This is a genomic window from Streptomyces sp. NPDC087300, assembly GCF_044744425.1.
Classification (GTDB): domain Bacteria; phylum Actinomycetota; class Actinomycetes; order Streptomycetales; family Streptomycetaceae; genus Streptomyces.
Genome location: NZ_JBIUYI010000004.1, coordinates 421,626 through 438,289 on the forward strand (window position 1 = coordinate 421,626; position 16,664 = coordinate 438,289).

The following is a 16,664-nucleotide window of genomic DNA, read 5'->3' on the forward strand; positions in this document are numbered from 1 at the left end:
CCAGATCCTCCTTTGTCACTGCTTGCGTCTACTGTCGGTGCATGGAAGGCACAGCATCGAACGCGCAGGACGACGACTTCGGCGCCTATGGCGCCTACGACGGACCGGCCGTCGAGCGATGGGCCACCGAGCCCGACAAGAGGCCGGGGCGCACGGCCTTCCAGCGCGACCGCGCGCGCGTGCTGCACTCCGCCGCGCTGCGCCGTCTCGCGGGAAAGACCCAGGTCGTCACGCCGGGCACCCGGAGCCAGGCCTGGGACGCCAGCGCGCGTACGCGACTGACGCACTCCCTGGAGTGTGCCCAGGTCGGCCGTGAGCTCGGCGCCGCCCTCGGCTGCGACCCCGACCTGGTGGAGACGGCCTGCCTCTCCCACGACCTGGGCCACCCGCCCTTCGGGCACAACGGAGAGCAGGCGCTGAACGAATTCGCGGCGGACTGCGGCGGATTCGAGGGCAACGCCCAGTCGCTCAGGCTCCTCACCCGCATCGAACCGAAGCGCTTCGTGCGCTCCGAGGACACCGACGAACTCGTCAGCGTCGGCCTCAACCTCACGCGTGCCGCCCTGGACGCCGCCACCAAGTACCCCTGGCCGCGCGGCGCCCACCCCACCGACCCCGACTCGCCCAAGTTCGGGGTCTACGAGGACGACAGGCCGGTCTTCGACTGGGTCCGCAAGGAGGCCCCCGGTCAGCGCACCTGCTTCGAGGCCCAGGTCATGGACTGGTCGGACGACGTCGCCTACTCGGTGCACGACTTCGAGGACGGCCTGCACGCCGGGCACATCGATCCGAACGTGCTGCACGCCGAGCCCGAGCGACAGGACATCTACGAGGTGGCCCTCGGGCGGTACGTCCCGGCGGACACCGACCCCGAAGAGCTCGCCCAGGCCCTCGACCGGCTCCTGGACCAGGACTGGTGGCCGCACGGCTACGACGGGTCCGCCGTCGCCCAGGCCCGCCTGAAGGACGCCACCAGCCAGCTCATCGGCCGCTTCTGCCTGGCCGCGGAGACCGCCACGCGCGCGAGGTACGGCACCGGGCCCCTCTCGCGGTACGCGGCCGAGCTCGTGGTGCCCCGCGCGGCGCGGCACGAGTGCGCCGTCCTCAAGGCCGTCGCCGACCGCTATGTGATGCAGCGCCCCGCCCAGGAGCGGCTCCGCGCCGATCAGCGCGTCGTCGTGGCCGAGCTCGCGGACGCGCTCACGCACCGCGCCCCCGACGGCCTCGACCCGCAGTTCCGCGCGCTGTACGACGCGGCGGCCGACGACCGGGCCGCCCAGCGCGTGGTCGTCGATCAGATCGCCTCACTCACGGACGCGGCGGCCCGCGCCCTGCACCACCGAATGACGGCGAGACGGTAGGAAAAACAGCGGTAAGTGACCATGGAGTGACCACAGGGCGTGACGAAATGTGGCCAGTTGGGGCCACGCCCCCTTCCCCCATCACGCTCTGTGCGGGACGCTCCCTGTGGCGGTTCGGTTATGAGGAGGCATCAAGTGGTCGACGCGGATCAGACGTTCGTCATTGTCGGAGGAGGTCTGGCCGGCGCCAAGGCGGCCGAGACACTCCGTTCCGAGGGGTTCACCGGCCGGGTGATCCTCATCGGTGACGAGCGCGACCACCCCTATGAGCGCCCGCCCCTGTCCAAGGGCTACCTCCTGGGCAAGGAGGAGCGCGACAGCGTCTTCGTGCACGAACCGGGGTGGTACGCGCAGGCGGACATCGAGCTCCACCTCGGCCAGACCGTCGTCGCCATCGACCGCGCGGCCAAGGCGGTGCGCCTGGGCGAGGGCACGGTCATCCACTACGACAAGCTCCTCCTCGTCACCGGCGCCGAGCCGCGCCGCCTGGACGTGCCGGGCACGGACCTCGCGGGCGTCCACCACCTGCGCCGTCTCGCGCACGCCGACCGCCTGCGCCACGTCCTCGCCGCCCTCGGCAGGGACAACGGGCATCTGGTGATCGCGGGCGCGGGCTGGATCGGCCTGGAGATCGCCGCGGCCGCCAGGGAGTACGGCGCGGAGGTCACCGTCGTCGAGCCCGAGGCGACCCCGCTGCACGCCGTCCTCGGCCCCGAGGTCGGCCAGATGTTCGCCGACCTGCACGCCGAGCACGGCGTCCGCTTCCACTTCGGCGCGCGGCTCACCGAGATCACCGGGCAGGACGGCATGGTCCTCGCCGCCCGTACCGACGACGGCGAGGAGCACCCCGCGCACGACGTGCTCGCCGCGATCGGCGCCGCCCCGCGCACGGCGCTCGCCGAGTCCGCGGGCCTGGAGCTCGCCGACCGCGCGCACGGCGGCGGCATCGCGGTCGACGCCTCGCTGCGCACCTCCGACCCGGACATCTACGCGGCGGGGGACGTGGCGGCCACCGCCCACCCCCTCTACGGCGACCGGCTCCGCGTGGAGCACTGGGCGAACGCGCTGAACGGCGGCCCCGCGGCGGCCCGCGCCATGCTCGGCCAGGACGTCACGTACGACCGGGTGCCGTACTTCTTCTCCGACCAGTACGACGTCGGCCTGGAGTACTCGGGCTGGGCGCCCCCCGGCTCGTACGACCAGGTGGTGGTCCGCGGCGACACCGGCAAGCGCGAGTTCATCGCGTTCTGGCTGCGCGACGGGCGGGTCCTCGCCGGGATGAACGTGAACGTGTGGGACGTCACCGAACCCATTCAGGAGCTCATCCGAAGCGGCCACAAGCCCGATCCGGACGCCCTCGCGGACCCTTCCACCCCCTTGGCTTCGCTCCTGGCGTGAAGGCACGGGCAGGAGTGTCACAGGGGCGCCGTAGTATTCCTACGTGGCCGGCAGGATCAATGACGAGGACGTGAAGGCGGTTCGGGACGCGGTCCCGATCGACGCCGTGGTCTCCGACTACCTCCAGCTGCGCAACGCGGGCGGTGGAAACCTCAAGGGCCTGTGCCCCTTCCACGACGAGAAGTCCCCGTCCTTCCAGGTCAGCCCGAGCAAGGGTCTCTTCCACTGCTTCGGCTGCCAGGAAGGCGGCGACACGATCGCCTTCGTGATGAAGATCGACCACCTCACGTTCTCGGAGACGGTCGAGCGCCTCGCCGCCAAGGCGGGCATCACGCTGCGGTACGAGGAGGGCGGGTACAACCCCAGCCACCAGCGCGGCGAGCGCATCCGCCTGGTGGAGGCCCACAAGATCGCCGCGCAGTTCTACGTGGACCAGCTGGAGAGCCCCGAGGCCGAGATCGGCCGCGCCTTCCTCGCCGAGCGCGGCTTCGACCAGGCGGCGGCCGCGCACTTCGGCGTGGGCTACAGCCCGGCGGGCTGGGACCACCTCACCCGCTTCCTGCGCGGCAAGGGCTTCACCGACAAGGAGCTGACCCTCTCCGGCCTCTCCCAGGAGGGCCGCCGCGGCCCCATCGACCGTTTCCGCGGCCGCCTGATGTGGCCGATCCGCGACATCGGCGGCGAGGTCGTCGGCTTCGGCGCCCGCAAGCTCCGCGACGACGACAACGGTCCGAAGTACCTGAACACCCCCGAGACCCCGATCTACAAGAAGGGCCAGGTGCTGTACGGCGTCGACCTGGCCAAGAAGGACATCGCCAAGACCTCCCGCGCGGTCGTCGTCGAGGGGTACACGGACGTCATGGCCTGCCACCTGGCCGGCGTCCCCACCGCCATCGCGACCTGTGGCACGGCCTTCGGCGGCGACCACATCAAGATCCTCCGCCGCCTCCTGATGGACAACGGCTCGGCGCGGGTGATCTTCACCTTCGACGGCGACGCGGCGGGCCAGAAGGCCGCGCTGCGCGCCTTCGAGGACGACCAGAAGTTCGCCGCCGAGACGTACATCGCCATCGCGCCCGACGGCATGGACCCCTGCGAGCTGCGTCTCGCCAAGGGCGACGAGGCCGTCGCCGATCTGGTCGAACCCCGTACGCCGCTCTTCGAGTTCGCGCTCCGCCAGATCGTCTCGCGCTACGACCTGGAGACCCCCGCGGGCCGCGCCGCCGCCCTGGACGAGGCGGCGCCCGTGGTGGCCCGCATCAAGAACAGCGGCGCGCAGCACGAGGTGGCCGTACAGCTCGCGGGCATGCTCGGCATCCTGGACACCCAGTTCGTGGTCAAGCGGGTCGCGCAGCTGGCCCGCTGGGCCCGCGACCGCGGCGGCCGGGGCCCCGCCCCGCAGCAGAGCAGGCCCCAGCAGGCGTACGGGGAGGGCCCGCCCGCGCCCAGCGGCCCCGCGCTCACCCTGCGCAGCCCCGCCCACCGCACCGAGCGCGAGCTGCTCAAGCTGGCCCTGCAGTACCCGCAGTTGGTCTCCCCGGCCTTCGACGCGTACGGCATGGACGAGTTCACCGCGCCGCCCTACGCGGCCGTGCGCCAGTGCGTGGAGGAGGCCGGCGGCGCCGAGGCGGGCATCGCCGAACCGCAGGCCTATCTGGGCCGCGTGCTCGACGCGGCCCCGGACGACACGGTGCGCCGCATGGTCACCGAGCTGGCCGTCGAGGCGATCCTGCGCAAGACGGTCGACGAGATGTACGCGGGCATCCAGCTCGTCCAGGTCCGGCTGCGCGCGGTGGACCGCCGCATCCGGGACGTCCAGGGCAGCCTGGCCCGGCTCGGCGCGGGCGGCGATCCGCAGCATCTGGCCGCCGTCCAGAACGAGTTGTGGGTCCTCCAGCAGTACGGCCAGGCACTGCGCGAACGGGGTTCCGACGCCCTCTGAGGCGTGACGCTCGGGCCAACGGTTACCCGTCGGGTAATCACGCGGTCACGGAACGGACTCAAAAAGTCACCGCACGCCCCTCGTGGCGGCCGCGTGTCGTGCCCCACACTGGGTTCCGGTGCCTGAGTCCTCGGAGCGCGGCCGGCCCGCTGACAGCGGATCCGACACCCCCGCGGTTCCACACATCGTGTCCGGGACGGACAGCGGCGAGGCCGTCGTCCCTCTCCCGTTGCCGCACGCCTCAGCAGCGATCACCCTGGAGGTCGCCCCCGTGCAGACCCAGACCCTCACCCAGACCGACACCGCCGCGCGCGCGGATGCCGACGCGGACGTCCTGGAGGCAGTCCCACCGCAGAGCCGGGCCACTCGGCACCCGGAGGTCACGGCGGTGCAGGAGACACAGGAGACACAGGAAACGCAGGAGCCGCCGGAGACACAGCCCTCCGAAGAGGCCGATGCGCCGGGCCCGCAGGACGTCCGCGAGACGCTGGAGCCCGAGACCATCGAGGTCCCGGTCCCGCGCGGCCGTGCCGACACCGGCGGCCCCTCCTCCGACCTGTTCCGTCAGTATCTGCGCGAGATCGGGCGGATTCCCCTGCTGACCGCGGCGGAGGAGGTGGAGCTCGCGCGCGGCGTGGAGGCGGGCCTCTTCGCCGAGGAGAAGCTGAGCAACACCCCTGACCTGGACTCCCAGTTGGCCCTGGACCTCGACAAGCTGGTCGTCATGGGCCGGATGGCCAAGCGCCGCCTCATCGAGGCGAACCTGCGCCTGGTCGTCTCCGTCGCCAAGCGGTACGTGGGCCGCGGGCTCACCATGCTCGATCTCGTCCAGGAGGGGAACCTGGGCCTGATCAGGGCGGTAGAGAAGTTCGACTACGCCCGGGGCTACAAGTTCTCGACGTACGCGACCTGGTGGATCCGTCAGGCGATGTCCCGCGCCCTGGCGGACCAGGCCCGCACCATCCGCGTCCCGGTGCACGTCGTGGAGCTCATCAACCGGGTCGTACGCGTCCAGCGCCGCATGCTCCAGGAGCGCGGCTACGAGCCCACGCCCGAAGAGGTCGCCGCCCACCTGGACCTGCCGCACGAGCGCGTCAGCGAGGTCCTGCGCCTGGCCCAGGAGCCGGTCTCGCTGCACGCGCCCGTCGGCGAGGAGGACGACGTCGCGCTCGGCGACCTCATCGAGGACGGCGACGCGACGTCTCCCGTGGAATCAGCGGCGTTCCTGCTGCTGCGCGAGCACCTGGAGGCGGTCCTCTCCACGCTCGGCGAGCGCGAGCGCAAGGTCGTCCAGCTCCGCTACGGCCTCGCGGACGGCCGCCCCCGCACCCTGGAGGAGATCGGCCGCATCTTCGGCGTGACCCGCGAGCGGATCCGCCAGATCGAGTCCAAGACCCTCAACAAACTCCGCGACCACGCGTTCGCGGACCAGCTGAGGGGCTACTTGGACTGACGGGGGAGCGCCCCTAAGGGGCGCGGGGAGCTGCGCGACCAGCCACGACGAACCGGCACGCGCAGACCCCCCAACACCCCAACGGCGCTAGTCGACTTCGGCCACGGCCTGCGCGAACTGGGCGGCATACAGACGCGCATACGCCCCGTCCGCAGCCAACAGCGCGTCATGCGTGCCCTGTTCCACGATGGACCCGTTCTCCATCACCAGGATGGTGTCGGCGTCACGAATCGTGGACAGCCGGTGCGCGATGACGAACGACGTTCGCCCATGCGCGAGTCGAGCCATCGCCTTCTGGATGAGGACTTCCGTACGCGTGTCGACGGAGCTCGTCGCCTCGTCGAGCACCAGGATCACCGGGTCGGACAGGAACGCCCGCGCGATGGTGATGAGCTGCTTCTCGCCCGCGCTGACCCCCGTGCCGTCGTCGTCGATCACGGTGTCGTACCCGTCGGGAAGCGTCCGTACGAAGCGGTCGGCGTGGGCGGCGCGGGCCGCCTCCTCGATCTCCTCGCGGGTGACGTCCTTCGCCGCGCCGTACGCGATGTTCTCCGCGATGGTGCCGCCGAACAGCCAGGTGTCCTGGAGCACCATGCCGATCCCGGAGCGCAGCTCGTCGCGCGACATCTTGGCGACGTCGACGCCGTCCAGCGTGATGCGCCCGCCCGTGACCTCGTAGAACCGCATGAGCAGGTTGACGAGCGTCGTCTTGCCCGCGCCCGTCGGACCGACGATGGCCACCGTGTGCCCGGGGTCCACGACCAGGGAGAGGTCCTCGATGAGCGGCTTGTCCTTCTCGTAGCGGAAGGACACGTGCTCCATCTCGACCCGCCCGGTCAGCCGGTCGGGGCGCTCGCCGGGCACCGGGTCGGCCTCCTGCTCGTCGGCGTCGAGGATCTCGAAGACGCGTTCGGCGGAGGCGACGCCCGACTGCACGAGGTTGGCCATCGAGGCGACCTGCGTGAGCGGCATCGAGAACTGCCGGGAGTACTGGATGAACGCCTGCACGTCGCCGATGGACAGCGACCCCGACGCCACCCGCAGACCGCCCACCACGGCCACGAGCACATAGTTCAGGTTCGAGATGAAGAACATCAGCGGCTGCATGACACCGCTGTTGAACTGGGCCTTGAACCCGGCCTCGTACAACTGCTCGTTCTGCTCGGCGAACGCCTTGGCCGACTCCTCCTGGCGCCCGAACACCTTCACCAGGGTGTGCCCGGTGTACATCTCCTCGACGTGCGCGTTCAGCTGGCCGGTGGTCTTCCACTGCTGCACGAACTGCGGCTGCGACCGCTTGCCGACCTTGGTCGCCACGAAGAACGACAGCGGCACCGTGACCAGCGCGACGAGCGCGAGCAGCGGCGACACCCAGAACATCATCACCAGCACGCCGATGATCGTCAGCAGCGAGTTGATGAGCTGGCCCATCGTCTGGGTCAGCGTCTGGTTGATGTTGTCGAGGTCGTTGGTGGCCCGGCTCAGCACCTCGCCGCGCTGGCGCTTGTCGAAGTACGACAGCGGAAGCCGCGACAGCTTCGCCTGTACGTCGCCGCGCATGCGGAACACCGTCTTGTTGATGGCGTGGTTGGAGAGCCGGGTCGCCACGGCCATCAGCAGGCCCGCCGCGAGGAACGTGCCGAGCGCGAGCAGCAGGACCTCGCCGACCGCGTCGAAGTCGATACCCTTGCCCGGGGTGAAGTCGACGCCGGAGAGCATGTCGGCCATGCCGCCGTCGCCCTTGTCGCGCAGGCCCTTGATGGCCTGCTCCTTCGTGAGGCCCGCGGGCATGTCACGGCCGACGATGCCCGCGAAGAGCAGGTCGGTCGCCTTGCCGAGGATCTTCGGGCCGACCACGGTCAGCGCGACGCTGAACACACCGGCCGCGAGCATCCCGAGCATCGTGGCGCGCTCCGGCCTGAACTGCGCGAGCAGTCGCTTGCCGGAGTTCTTGAAGTCCATCGAGCGGGAGTTGGGGCCCATCATGGCCCCGCCGTGACCAGCCATTACGCGGCCTCCGCTTCCGTGAGCTGGGAGAGCACGATCTCCCGGTAGGTCTCATTGCTCTCCATCAGCTCGTGATGGCGCCCGGTGCCCACGACGCGGCCCTCGTCGAGGACCACGATGCGGTCGGCGTCCCGGATCGTGGCGACGCGCTGGGCGACGATGACGACGGTCGCCTCCGCGGTCTCCCTGCCGAGGGCCGCGCGCAGCGCCGCGTCGGTGGCGTAGTCGAGTGCCGAGAAGGAGTCGTCGAAGAGGTAGATCTCCGGGCGCTGGACGAGCGTGCGGGCGATCGAGAGGCGCTGGCGCTGACCACCGGAGACGTTCGTGCCGCCCTGGGCGATCGGTGCCTCCAGACCCTCGTCGAGGCCCTCCACGAAGCTCTTGGCCTGGGCGACGTCGAGCGCGTGCCAGAGCTCCTCGTCGGTGGCGCCGGGATTGCCGTACCGCAGGTTGCTGGCGACCGTGCCGGCGAAGAGGTACGGCTTCTGCGGCACCAGGCTCACGGACCGCGCGAGCAGCGCGGGCTCGACGGTGCCCACGTCCACGCCGCCGACCAGGACCTGGCCCTCGGTCGCGTCGATGAGCCGCGGCACCAGGCTGAGCAGCGTCGACTTGCCGCTGCCGGTCGAGCCGATGACGGCGGTCGTCTCACCGGGCCGCGCGACCAGGTCGACGGCCTTGAGCACGGGCTCCTCGGCACCGGGATAGCGGAAGCCCGCGCCCCGGATCTCCAGGTGGCCGTGGCTGCGCAGTTCGTGCACCGGGGCGGCCGGGGGCACCACGCTGCTCTCGGTGTCCAGGACCTCCTCGATGCGCTCGGCGCAGACCTCCGCGCGCGGCACCTGCATGAACATGAAGGTGGCCATCATCACGGACATCACGATCTGCATCAGATACGCGAGGAACGCGGTGAGCGCGCCGATCTGCATGCCGCCGCTGTCGATGCGGTGCGCGCCGAACCACACGACCGCGATCGAGGACACGTTCACGACCGTCATGACGATCGGGAACATCAGCGCGAGCAGCTTGCCGGTGCCGAGGGAGACCTCGGTCAGGTCGGCGTTGGCCTTCCGGAACCGGTCCTTCTCGTAGGTGTCGCGGACGAAGGCGCGGATGACGCGGTTGCCGGTGATCTGCTCGCGCAGCACCCGGTTCACCGCGTCCAGGCGCACCTGCATGGTCCGGAACAGCGGCCGCAGGCGCCGCACGATCAGGCTGACGCTGATGGCGAGGACGGGCACCACGGCGACGAGCACGGCGGACAGCGGCACGTCCTGGCCGAGCGCCATCACGATGCCGCCGACGCACATGATGGGCGCCGTCACCATCAGCGTGAACGACATGAGGACCAGCATCTGCACCTGCTGGACGTCATTGGTGGTGCGGGTGATCAGCGAGGGGGCGCCGAAGTGGCCCATCTCGCGCGCGGAGAAGGACTGCACGCGGTCGAAGACGGCGGCCCGGACATCACGCCCGAGGGCGGACGCGGTCCGCGCGCCGTAGAAGACGGCACCGATGTTGCAGACCATCTGGGCGATCGTGACGGCGATCATGATGCCGCCGAAGCTCAGGATGTAGCCCGTGTCCCCCTTCACGACACCGTTGTCGATGATGTCGGCGTTGAGGGTGGGCAGGTAGAGCGCGGCGCAGGTCTGCAGGAACTGCAGCAGCACCAGCAGGGCGATGGGTTTCTGGTACGGACGCAGGTGCGTCCGCAGAAGTCGTATGAGCACGCTCGGTCTCTCGAGGAGTCGGGTGTCGGCCGGTGGGCGAGGTCGCCCCCATACTCCGACACCCGACCGGTCGCCGTGCAACCGATTAACCCATGACCGGGTCAAATTTCAGCCCGGGTACAGAACTGGGCTCACTTAAGGATCTACGTCGATCCGCGCGCCTTACGCCGATCCGTGCGCCTCAGGAGGCGGGCGGTGCGAAGGCTCCGGGATGGGACTGCTCCCGCACCGTCGAGTACTGCTGCCGCACCGCCTGGCCCACCGCGAGCTCCTCGCCCGGTTCAAAGACCTGCGCCGCCGCCCCCTGCCAGTACGGCAGCCGGCCGGTCAGCGCCCACGCGGCCTGCCGCGCGGCACCGATCGCCGCGTAGTCGGCGGGCTGCGGCACCACGACCTGGGTGCCGAGCAGCATCGGCGCCGCGGCCTGCACGGCCGGCAGCTCGGCGGCGGCCCCGAGCAGGAACACCCGCCGGACCTCGACACCGCGCCCCCGCAGTACGTCCAGCGCGTCACCGAGCCCGCAGAGCATCCCCTCGAAGGCGGCCCGCGCCAGGTGCTCGGGCTTCATCGACTCGCGCCGCAGCCCGGTGAGCGTGCCCGCGGCGTGCGGCAGGTTCGGCGTCTTCTCGCCCTCCAGGTAGGGCAGGAACACCAGGCCGTGCGCGCCCGGCGTCGACTTCATCGCGAGCGCGGAGAGCTCCTCCAGGTCCGTGACCCCGAGCATCTCGGCCGAGCCGCGCAGCACCCGCACGGCGTTCAGCGTGTGGACCACCGGCAGGTGCATCCCGGTGGCGTCCGCCAGCGAGGTGATCATCCCGCCCGCGTCGGCGAGCGCCTCGTGGTGCACGGCCATCACGGACCCCGAGGCCCCGAGCGAGACCACGGCGTCGCCCTGCTGCACCCCGAGCCCGAAGGCCGCCGCCATCGTCTCGCCGGTGCCCGCCGAGATCAGCAGCCCCTCGGGCGTGGTCCCCGCGGCCTCCGCGGGACCGATCACCTCGGGCAGCATCGCCTGGTGCCCCAGGGCCAGTTCGACGAGATCGGGCCGGTACGTACCGGTCGCCGCCGACCAGTAGCCGGTGCCGGAGGCCCCGCCGCGGTCGGTGGTGCGCCGCGCGGGCCTGCCGAGCAGCTGCCACACCAGCCAGTCGGGGGCCTGCATCAGGGAGGCCACGCGCTGCGCGGCCTCCGGTTCGGTCCTGGCCAGCCAGCGCAGCTTCGTCACGGGCAGCGCGGCCTGCGGCACACAGCCCACGGCCTGCGCCCAGGCCTCCCGGCTGCCCAGCCCGTCGACCAGGTCGACGGCGGCGACCTGCGCCCGCCGGTCGTTGCCGACGAGCGCGGGACGCACGGTGTTGCCGTGCTGGTCGAGCGCCACGAGCGCGTTCTGCTGCGCGGAGACGCCGATGGCCTGGACGCCTTCGAGCAGCCCGCCGCCCGCGGCCTCGCCGAGGGAGAGCAGCCAGGCCTGTGGATCGACGTCGACCGGCCGGCCGCCACCCTCGGTGCTCTCCAGCGGATGCGGGGCATAGCCCTGCTTGAGTACGGCGCCCGTGTCCGTGTCACAGACCACGATGCGCGTGAAATCGGGCGAACTGTCCAACCCTGCGACTATCCCCATGCCTGGGATTCTGCCGCACCGCGAGACGTAAGCCGTACCCCTGTTCCCGTCGGGCGCCTCCCTCGGGTGCTCACCTCAGGCGTTCCCCTCGGGCGTTCCCCTCCGGCGTTCCCCTCAGGTGTTGCTCGTGCCCCAGTCGTCCTCGGCGTCGCCCTGTCCGCGCTGGCGCAGCGAGCGGACCCGCTCGGCCACCGAGTCGGGCATCTTCTCCCCGACCTTGTCCGAGACCGAGTGGAAGGCCTTGCCCGCCACCTCGCGGCCCTGCTGCGTCGCGGACTCGACGGTGTTGCGCACGGCCGGGTTCTGGGAGATCTCCCTGGCTGACTTCTTCAGCTGCTCGTAGCGCTCGCGTCCGGCCCGGGTCCCGAGTACGTACCCGAGAGCCAGTCCCGCGACGAATGTGAGCCGGTAGCGCATGACTGCACCCTTTCCTTGCGTCGACGTCGCTCGTCTGTCGCTCGTCTGTCGCTCGTTGTTGATCGGCTGGCGATCGGCCAGCGGTCGGCCGGGGGGATACCGATTGGCGGAGCACCCCCCTGCTTGCGCTAATGTATGTGTCGCAGCGAACGCCCGCCGCCTGGAGAGTTCCCAGGTAGGTGCGTTCGATGCGAACGAGACGATCCCCTGTAGCTCAATTGGCAGAGCAGCCGGCTGTTAACCGGCAGGTTACTGGTTCGAGTCCAGTCGGGGGAGCTCGGTCTCCTGTAGCTCAATTGGCAGAGCAGCCGGCTGTTAACCGGCAGGTTACTGGTTCGAGTCCAGTCGGGAGAGCTGTGACGAAGGGCCCCTGAGATGACTCTCAGGGGCCCTTTTTCGTGCCTGATGGAACCATGCGGGCAGCCCTGCGGTCCTCATGGTCGAGCGATGCCGACCATCCGAAGCAGGAGATCGTATGAGCGGCTATGCTGCGGCAGACGGCGCGCACAAATGTGCGCGACGCGCCGTTAGGGGCGGTAGCTCAGCCGGTTAGAGCAGCGGACTCATAATCCGTCGGCCGTGGGTTCGAGTCCCACCCGCCCCACCTCAGCGTCGTGGCGCAGGAACGATTCCACCTGCGTCAATCGCGCAAACCCGTAGCCTCTCCTCGTTCGAGTGGCGCTCGGGTGATCGATGGCTCGGCCGTCGCGGGCCCTCCAGGTACCTCTCCAGGGATCGTTCTCGCGGGCGAGCGGGCGAGCGGGCCGCGGCAGAGGCGCGGACACGGGGCGTCGACCTGGCCGGGCTCCTACAGCTGGTGTGCGCTGTGTGCCCTCACTCATCCCGGACGGCCTCCCGCGGCTCGGTCCGTGTTGCCTGGAGCTCCGTGCTCTCGCGCTCCAAGCCGTGCCCGGCGTTCCTCGGGGCACTCGGTCTGCGTGGTCACCGTTGGGCTCCGCTGAGGGTGGCGCTGCCGGTGACGATGAGGCCCTCGACGGTTTGTGGCTCGCAGAGGTCGCCCTCGAACCGGGGGCGGACGGCCCAGTACGTGCCGGGTGGTCGGGTGCGGGTGAGCTTGGGTACGCCGAGGTGGGTGTCGGCGCTGAGGCGTGGGGCGATGTCCTGGAAGCGCCACGCCTGGTGGGTCGGTCGGGTCAGGGCGTAGTAGGTGCCGCCCATTGTGCGGCCGTCGTAGATGACGGGACCGGAGAGGAACTGGCCGAGGCGCCAGGCGATCTCGTCGGGGACGGTGGAGCTCACCGCGGCGTGGACGAGATGATCGGGCATGCGTACCGCTTCGAAGCGCCGACCGAGCGGAAGCAGGGCCACTCCGCGCTCAGTCCACTCTCGCCGTGCCTGCTCGGGCACTTGGAGTGCGCGCGCGAACCAGTCGGTGACGGCGCTCACGAGCACCGGGGATGCGCCACTTCCCGTGTCGGGCAGGGGCCCCGCACTGTCGGCCATGTCGGCTCCTTCTCAGTCGGCCGTGCCCCGGGGCCGTTCGCACGGTCGCCGGGGTGCTGTCCTCCCATCGAAGTGCGTCGTCAGTACGGGTGGAGGGGCCCGCTAGGGGCCAGTCGGCCAAGTAGCGTTACGGGGAGGAGGCCCCCTGCATGGACGCGACGACGGCACGGCGCACGTTCGGCGCGCATCTCGCTGCCCTACGCAAGCGGGCCCAGCTCTCACAGTCGCAACTGGCCGCCCGTCTCTGCTTGCTCAGCGGCACGGCGACTCTCACCCGCAATGAGATCTCGCGCTGGGAGCGCGGGGAGCGGTTGCCCGATGCGTGGCTGGCCGCTCTGGGCACGGTGCTCGCGGTGCCGCCCGGCGACCTGGAGCGAGCGGCCGCGGTGGCGCGCGGCGAAGTCGGGGAGCAGCGGGACGACCATCCACACGCTGTGGTGCAGGAGCGGGCAGGGTGGCTGCTCGCCTACGACAATGCCCACGGCGGTGACCGTGTCGCGGACGCGGCGATCCAGGTGTGGCGCTCAGAGAGGGCCAAGATCTCCGGCGACGACAAGGCTCAGCTGGCCGTAGTCGCCGAGATCGCCGAGATCGCCGGATGGTTGCTGTTCGACGCCGCTCGCTTCGAGGAGGCCCGCGCCGCGTGGATGGAGTCGGTGCACCTCGCCCGTGCCGCAGGGGACTTGACCATGCAGTGGTTCGCCATGGACTTGCTCGCGATGGAGGCCGCGGAGAGCGGGCGGTACGGTGAAGCGCTCGCGCTCTGCACGGAGATCACCGGCCGCGGTGTACCGCCGCGGGTGGCGTTGCTCACCGAACTCAGGCGCAGCCGGGCGCTGGCCGCGGTCGGCGAGCGTGAACGGGCATGGCAGTCCATCAGCAAGGCCCGCGGCAGCCTGGAGAACTCGTTGCACCCCCGGGACCCCCGATGGTCGTGGTGGGTCAACGACCTTGAGGTGACCGGGCACGAAGCCGAGGTGGCGCTCCTGTTGCAGGAGTCGGCGCAGGCGGTCCCGCGGTTCGAGCGGGCTCACGAGCTGGTGGAGAAGAGCAATCCGACAGGGCGGGGCGCCCTGTACTACTCGACCGCCCAGCTCGACGCGCTAGTACGGCTCGGTGCGTGGCGGGAAGCCGAGGAGCCGCTTGCGCGGCTCGGTCCACTCCTCGGCAACGTGTCCTCCTCCCGCAACCGCAGACGGCTGCGCAAGGTGCTCCGAACCATCGATCGCGACGGCCCTCGCTGGCTGGCGGACACTGCCCGCGAAGTGATGGCCGGCTGACTCCGGGCGCGGTGAAAGGACCCCGCTGCCCGAAGGCGGTGAGGGCTGCGTCACACGTGCCAGGGCGGCGGGTCGAGTCCGGCCGGTGGTTCGGGGGCCGGGGGCCTCGCACGCGCGGGGGCCACGCGTGCAGCGCCCGCATGAGCACGGCGCGGCCGGGACCACCCCCGCACGCGCGGGGACCACGAGGGGACCGAACTGGTCTCGCCGCAGGCCCTGGGACCACCCCCGCACGCGCGGGGACCACCCGAACTGGCTCGCGCCCCTGACCTGCCAGTCGGGACCACCCCCGCACGCGCGGGGACCACACGGTTCCGCAACATCACCGGAAGAAGAACGAGGGACCACCCCCGCACGCGCGGGGACCACCCGAGGACGGGATCGCAGTTCCGGCGCGGGTCGGGACCACCCCCGCACGCGCGGGGACCACGCCCTGGCCGAGGAGCTCGCCGACATGGGCGAGGGACCACCCCCGCACGCGCGGGGACCACTGGACGCTCGCCGGGTCAAGTGCCTTTGTGCAGGGACCACCCCCGCACGCGCGGGGACCACTCGCTGAACTCGCGTCGTACGGGCCAGCCGTGGGGACCACCCCCGCACGCGCGGGGACCACTCCCATGTGCGGAGAGTAGAACCGCCTCAAGAGGGACCACCCCCGCACGCGCGGGGACCACGCGGCGCGTCGAGTCGCCTCCGCCTGGCGGGAGGGACCACCCCCGCACGCGCGGGGACCACTCGATGCCGACCGTGCGCCACTTCGACTTGCCGGGACCACCCCCGCACGCGCGGGGACCACATCGAGATCAATAAGGGCAAGCATGCCGGACAGGGACCACCCCCGCACGCGCGGGGACCACTCGGCGTATGGCACGTTCGTGGCGCCGACGAAGGGACCACCCCCGCACGCGCGGGGACCACGCTCCGCGAGGAAGCCGACGACCAGACCGGTGAGGACCACCCCCGCACGCGCGGGGACCACACGCCGCCGACGGGCCTGCCGCCGCCGTCACGGGGACCACCCCCGCACGCGCGGGGACCACTTCGAGCGCGTTTTCGTCGTGGTACTTGCCTGGGGGACCACCCCCGCACGCGCGGGGACCACCCGACGCGGATGTCGTCGGGGTCCTGGAGGCCGGGACCACCCCCGCACGCGCGGGGACCACCCCGCCGAAGAACTCCACACCGCCGCGCAGAAGGGACCACCCCCGCACGCGCGGGGACCACTGGCGCTACCAGAGCGCGAGAAGCCAAGCCAAGGGACCACCCCCGCACGCGCGGGGACCACTTCGCGGGGTCGACGATGAAATGATCCTGGATGGGACCACCCCCGCACGCGCGGGGACCACAGACCAAGCCGGGGCAGCTGCTACAGCCGCAGGGGACCACCCCCGCACGCGCGGGGACCACAGACCAAGCCGGGGCAGCTGCTACAGCCGCAGGGGACCACCCCCGCACGCGCGGGGACCACATGACCATGCTCGCCCGGTCAACCATCCACCGGGGACCACCCCCGCACGCGCGGGGACCACGCCGTACACCAGAGATCCAGTTCTGCCTCCGGAGGACCACCCCCGCACGCGCGGGGACCACGTCGCCGAAGGTCTTGCGCAGCGCCTTGATCTCGGACCACCCCCGCACGCGCGGGGACCACAGCTCCTCGACCCCTCCCGGGGCGCCGAGGACGGGACCACCCCCGCACGCGCGGGGACCACATGGGCAGCCACTCGTCGACGATCCGAGCCGAGGGACCACCCCCGCACGCGCGGGGACCACTGTCGACCACCTTCGACAGCGATGGGAACCCGGGGACCACCCCCGCACGCGCGGGGACCACGGTCACCGATGCGCGCCTTTTTGGTGCTGATGGGGACCACCCCCGCACGCGCGGGGACCACTTCGCAATCTGCCGCGCCTGATCCTTTTCATCGGGACCACCCCCGCACGCGCGGGGACCACGCGAGTCCTGCGGCGATGCAGTGGGTGGTGAG

The 16,664-nt window shown here is 71.1% G+C and carries 10 protein-coding genes, 3 tRNA genes and 1 CRISPR repeat array (1 of these 14 only partly in view); of the genes, 8 read left to right on the forward strand and 5 right to left on the reverse strand.

From position 1 onward, the window contains the following. Positions 1–41 precede the first annotated feature (41 nt). The 4 genes from ACIO9J_RS17725 to ACIO9J_RS17740 all read left to right on the forward strand — a co-directional run bounded on the left by ACIO9J_RS17725 (position 42) and on the right by ACIO9J_RS17740 (position 6,154). Entirely contained in the window at positions 42–1,361 is a 1,320-nt protein-coding gene (locus tag ACIO9J_RS17725; RefSeq protein ID WP_401999646.1) for a deoxyguanosinetriphosphate triphosphohydrolase, read from the forward strand. A gap of 135 nt (positions 1,362–1,496) precedes the next feature. Beyond that, complete coding sequence (locus ACIO9J_RS17730; RefSeq protein WP_401999649.1) at positions 1,497–2,759, forward strand: NAD(P)/FAD-dependent oxidoreductase; 1,263 nt, start codon at positions 1,497–1,499, stop codon at positions 2,757–2,759. 43 nt (positions 2,760–2,802) lie between these two features. Then, complete coding sequence (gene dnaG / locus ACIO9J_RS17735; protein WP_401999652.1) at positions 2,803–4,701, forward strand: DNA primase; 1,899 nt, start codon at positions 2,803–2,805, stop codon at positions 4,699–4,701. Positions 4,702–4,819: 118 nt separating this feature from the next. After that, positions 4,820–6,154, forward strand: a complete 1,335-nt coding sequence (locus ACIO9J_RS17740; RefSeq protein WP_401999655.1) for an RNA polymerase sigma factor — start codon at positions 4,820–4,822, stop codon at positions 6,152–6,154. A gap of 87 nt (positions 6,155–6,241) precedes the next feature. Here ACIO9J_RS17740 and ACIO9J_RS17745 read toward each other — a convergent pair whose 3' ends face one another. From ACIO9J_RS17745 to ACIO9J_RS17760, 4 genes are all read right to left on the reverse strand, one after another. Continuing rightward, on the reverse strand, positions 6,242–8,161 hold the full coding sequence (locus ACIO9J_RS17745; RefSeq protein ID WP_401999658.1) for an ABC transporter ATP-binding protein: 1,920 nt from the start codon (positions 8,159–8,161) through the stop codon (positions 6,242–6,244). Beyond that, entirely contained in the window at positions 8,161–9,894 is a 1,734-nt protein-coding gene (locus ACIO9J_RS17750; protein WP_401999661.1) for an ABC transporter ATP-binding protein, read from the reverse strand. The genes ACIO9J_RS17745 and ACIO9J_RS17750 overlap by 1 nt, the downstream gene beginning before the upstream one ends. 181 nt (positions 9,895–10,075) lie before the next feature. Next, on the reverse strand, positions 10,076–11,515 hold the full coding sequence (locus tag ACIO9J_RS17755; RefSeq protein ID WP_401999664.1) for an FGGY-family carbohydrate kinase: 1,440 nt from the start codon (positions 11,513–11,515) through the stop codon (positions 10,076–10,078). A gap of 114 nt (positions 11,516–11,629) precedes the next feature. Beyond that, positions 11,630–11,932: a YtxH domain-containing protein gene (locus ACIO9J_RS17760; protein WP_401999667.1), complete on the reverse strand. Its 303-nt coding sequence runs from the start codon at positions 11,930–11,932 to the stop codon at positions 11,630–11,632. 203 nt (positions 11,933–12,135) lie between these two features. Here ACIO9J_RS17760 and ACIO9J_RS17765 point away from each other — a divergent pair. The 3 genes from ACIO9J_RS17765 (at position 12,136) to ACIO9J_RS17775 (ending at position 12,536) form a co-directional block, all read left to right on the forward strand. Next, a tRNA-Asn gene (locus tag ACIO9J_RS17765) sits at positions 12,136–12,208 on the forward strand. Between the two features lie 5 nt (positions 12,209–12,213). Next, a tRNA-Asn gene (locus ACIO9J_RS17770) sits at positions 12,214–12,286 on the forward strand. Positions 12,287–12,462: 176 nt separating this feature from the next. After that, positions 12,463–12,536: transfer RNA gene (locus ACIO9J_RS17775), tRNA-Ile, on the forward strand. Positions 12,537–12,874: 338 nt separating this feature from the next. Here ACIO9J_RS17775 and ACIO9J_RS17780 read toward each other — a convergent pair. After that, positions 12,875–13,396, reverse strand: coding sequence for a hypothetical protein (locus ACIO9J_RS17780; protein ID WP_401999670.1), 522 nt, complete (start codon positions 13,394–13,396; stop codon positions 12,875–12,877). Between the two features lie 149 nt (positions 13,397–13,545). On the opposite strand from ACIO9J_RS17780, the gene ACIO9J_RS17785 reads away from it, so the two are divergent. Beyond that, positions 13,546–14,676, forward strand: a complete 1,131-nt coding sequence (locus tag ACIO9J_RS17785; RefSeq protein ID WP_401999673.1) for a helix-turn-helix domain-containing protein — start codon at positions 13,546–13,548, stop codon at positions 14,674–14,676. A 96-nt stretch (positions 14,677–14,772) separates the two neighbouring features. Next, positions 14,773–16,664: a CRISPR direct-repeat array (repeat unit 29 nt; unit sequence GGGACCACCCCCGCACGCGCGGGGACCAC) (it continues 213 nt past the right edge of the window).

What these genes read in the sequence shown, in the direction of transcription:
- ACIO9J_RS17760 (WP_401999667.1), bottom strand. Translation starts at nt 11,932, where the DNA reads ATGCGCTACCGGCTCACATTCGTCGCGGGACTGGCTCTCGGGTACGTA.
- ACIO9J_RS17745 (WP_401999658.1), bottom strand. Translation starts at nt 8,161, where the DNA reads ATGGCTGGTCACGGCGGGGCCATGATGGGCCCCAACTCCCGCTCGATG.
- ACIO9J_RS17780 (WP_401999670.1), bottom strand. Translation starts at nt 13,396, where the DNA reads ATGGCCGACAGTGCGGGGCCCCTGCCCGACACGGGAAGTGGCGCATCC.
- ACIO9J_RS17755 (WP_401999664.1), bottom strand. Translation starts at nt 11,515, where the DNA reads ATGGGGATAGTCGCAGGGTTGGACAGTTCGCCCGATTTCACGCGCATC.
- ACIO9J_RS17725 (WP_401999646.1), top strand. Translation starts at nt 42, where the DNA reads ATGGAAGGCACAGCATCGAACGCGCAGGACGACGACTTCGGCGCCTAT.
- ACIO9J_RS17785 (WP_401999673.1), top strand. Translation starts at nt 13,546, where the DNA reads ATGGACGCGACGACGGCACGGCGCACGTTCGGCGCGCATCTCGCTGCC.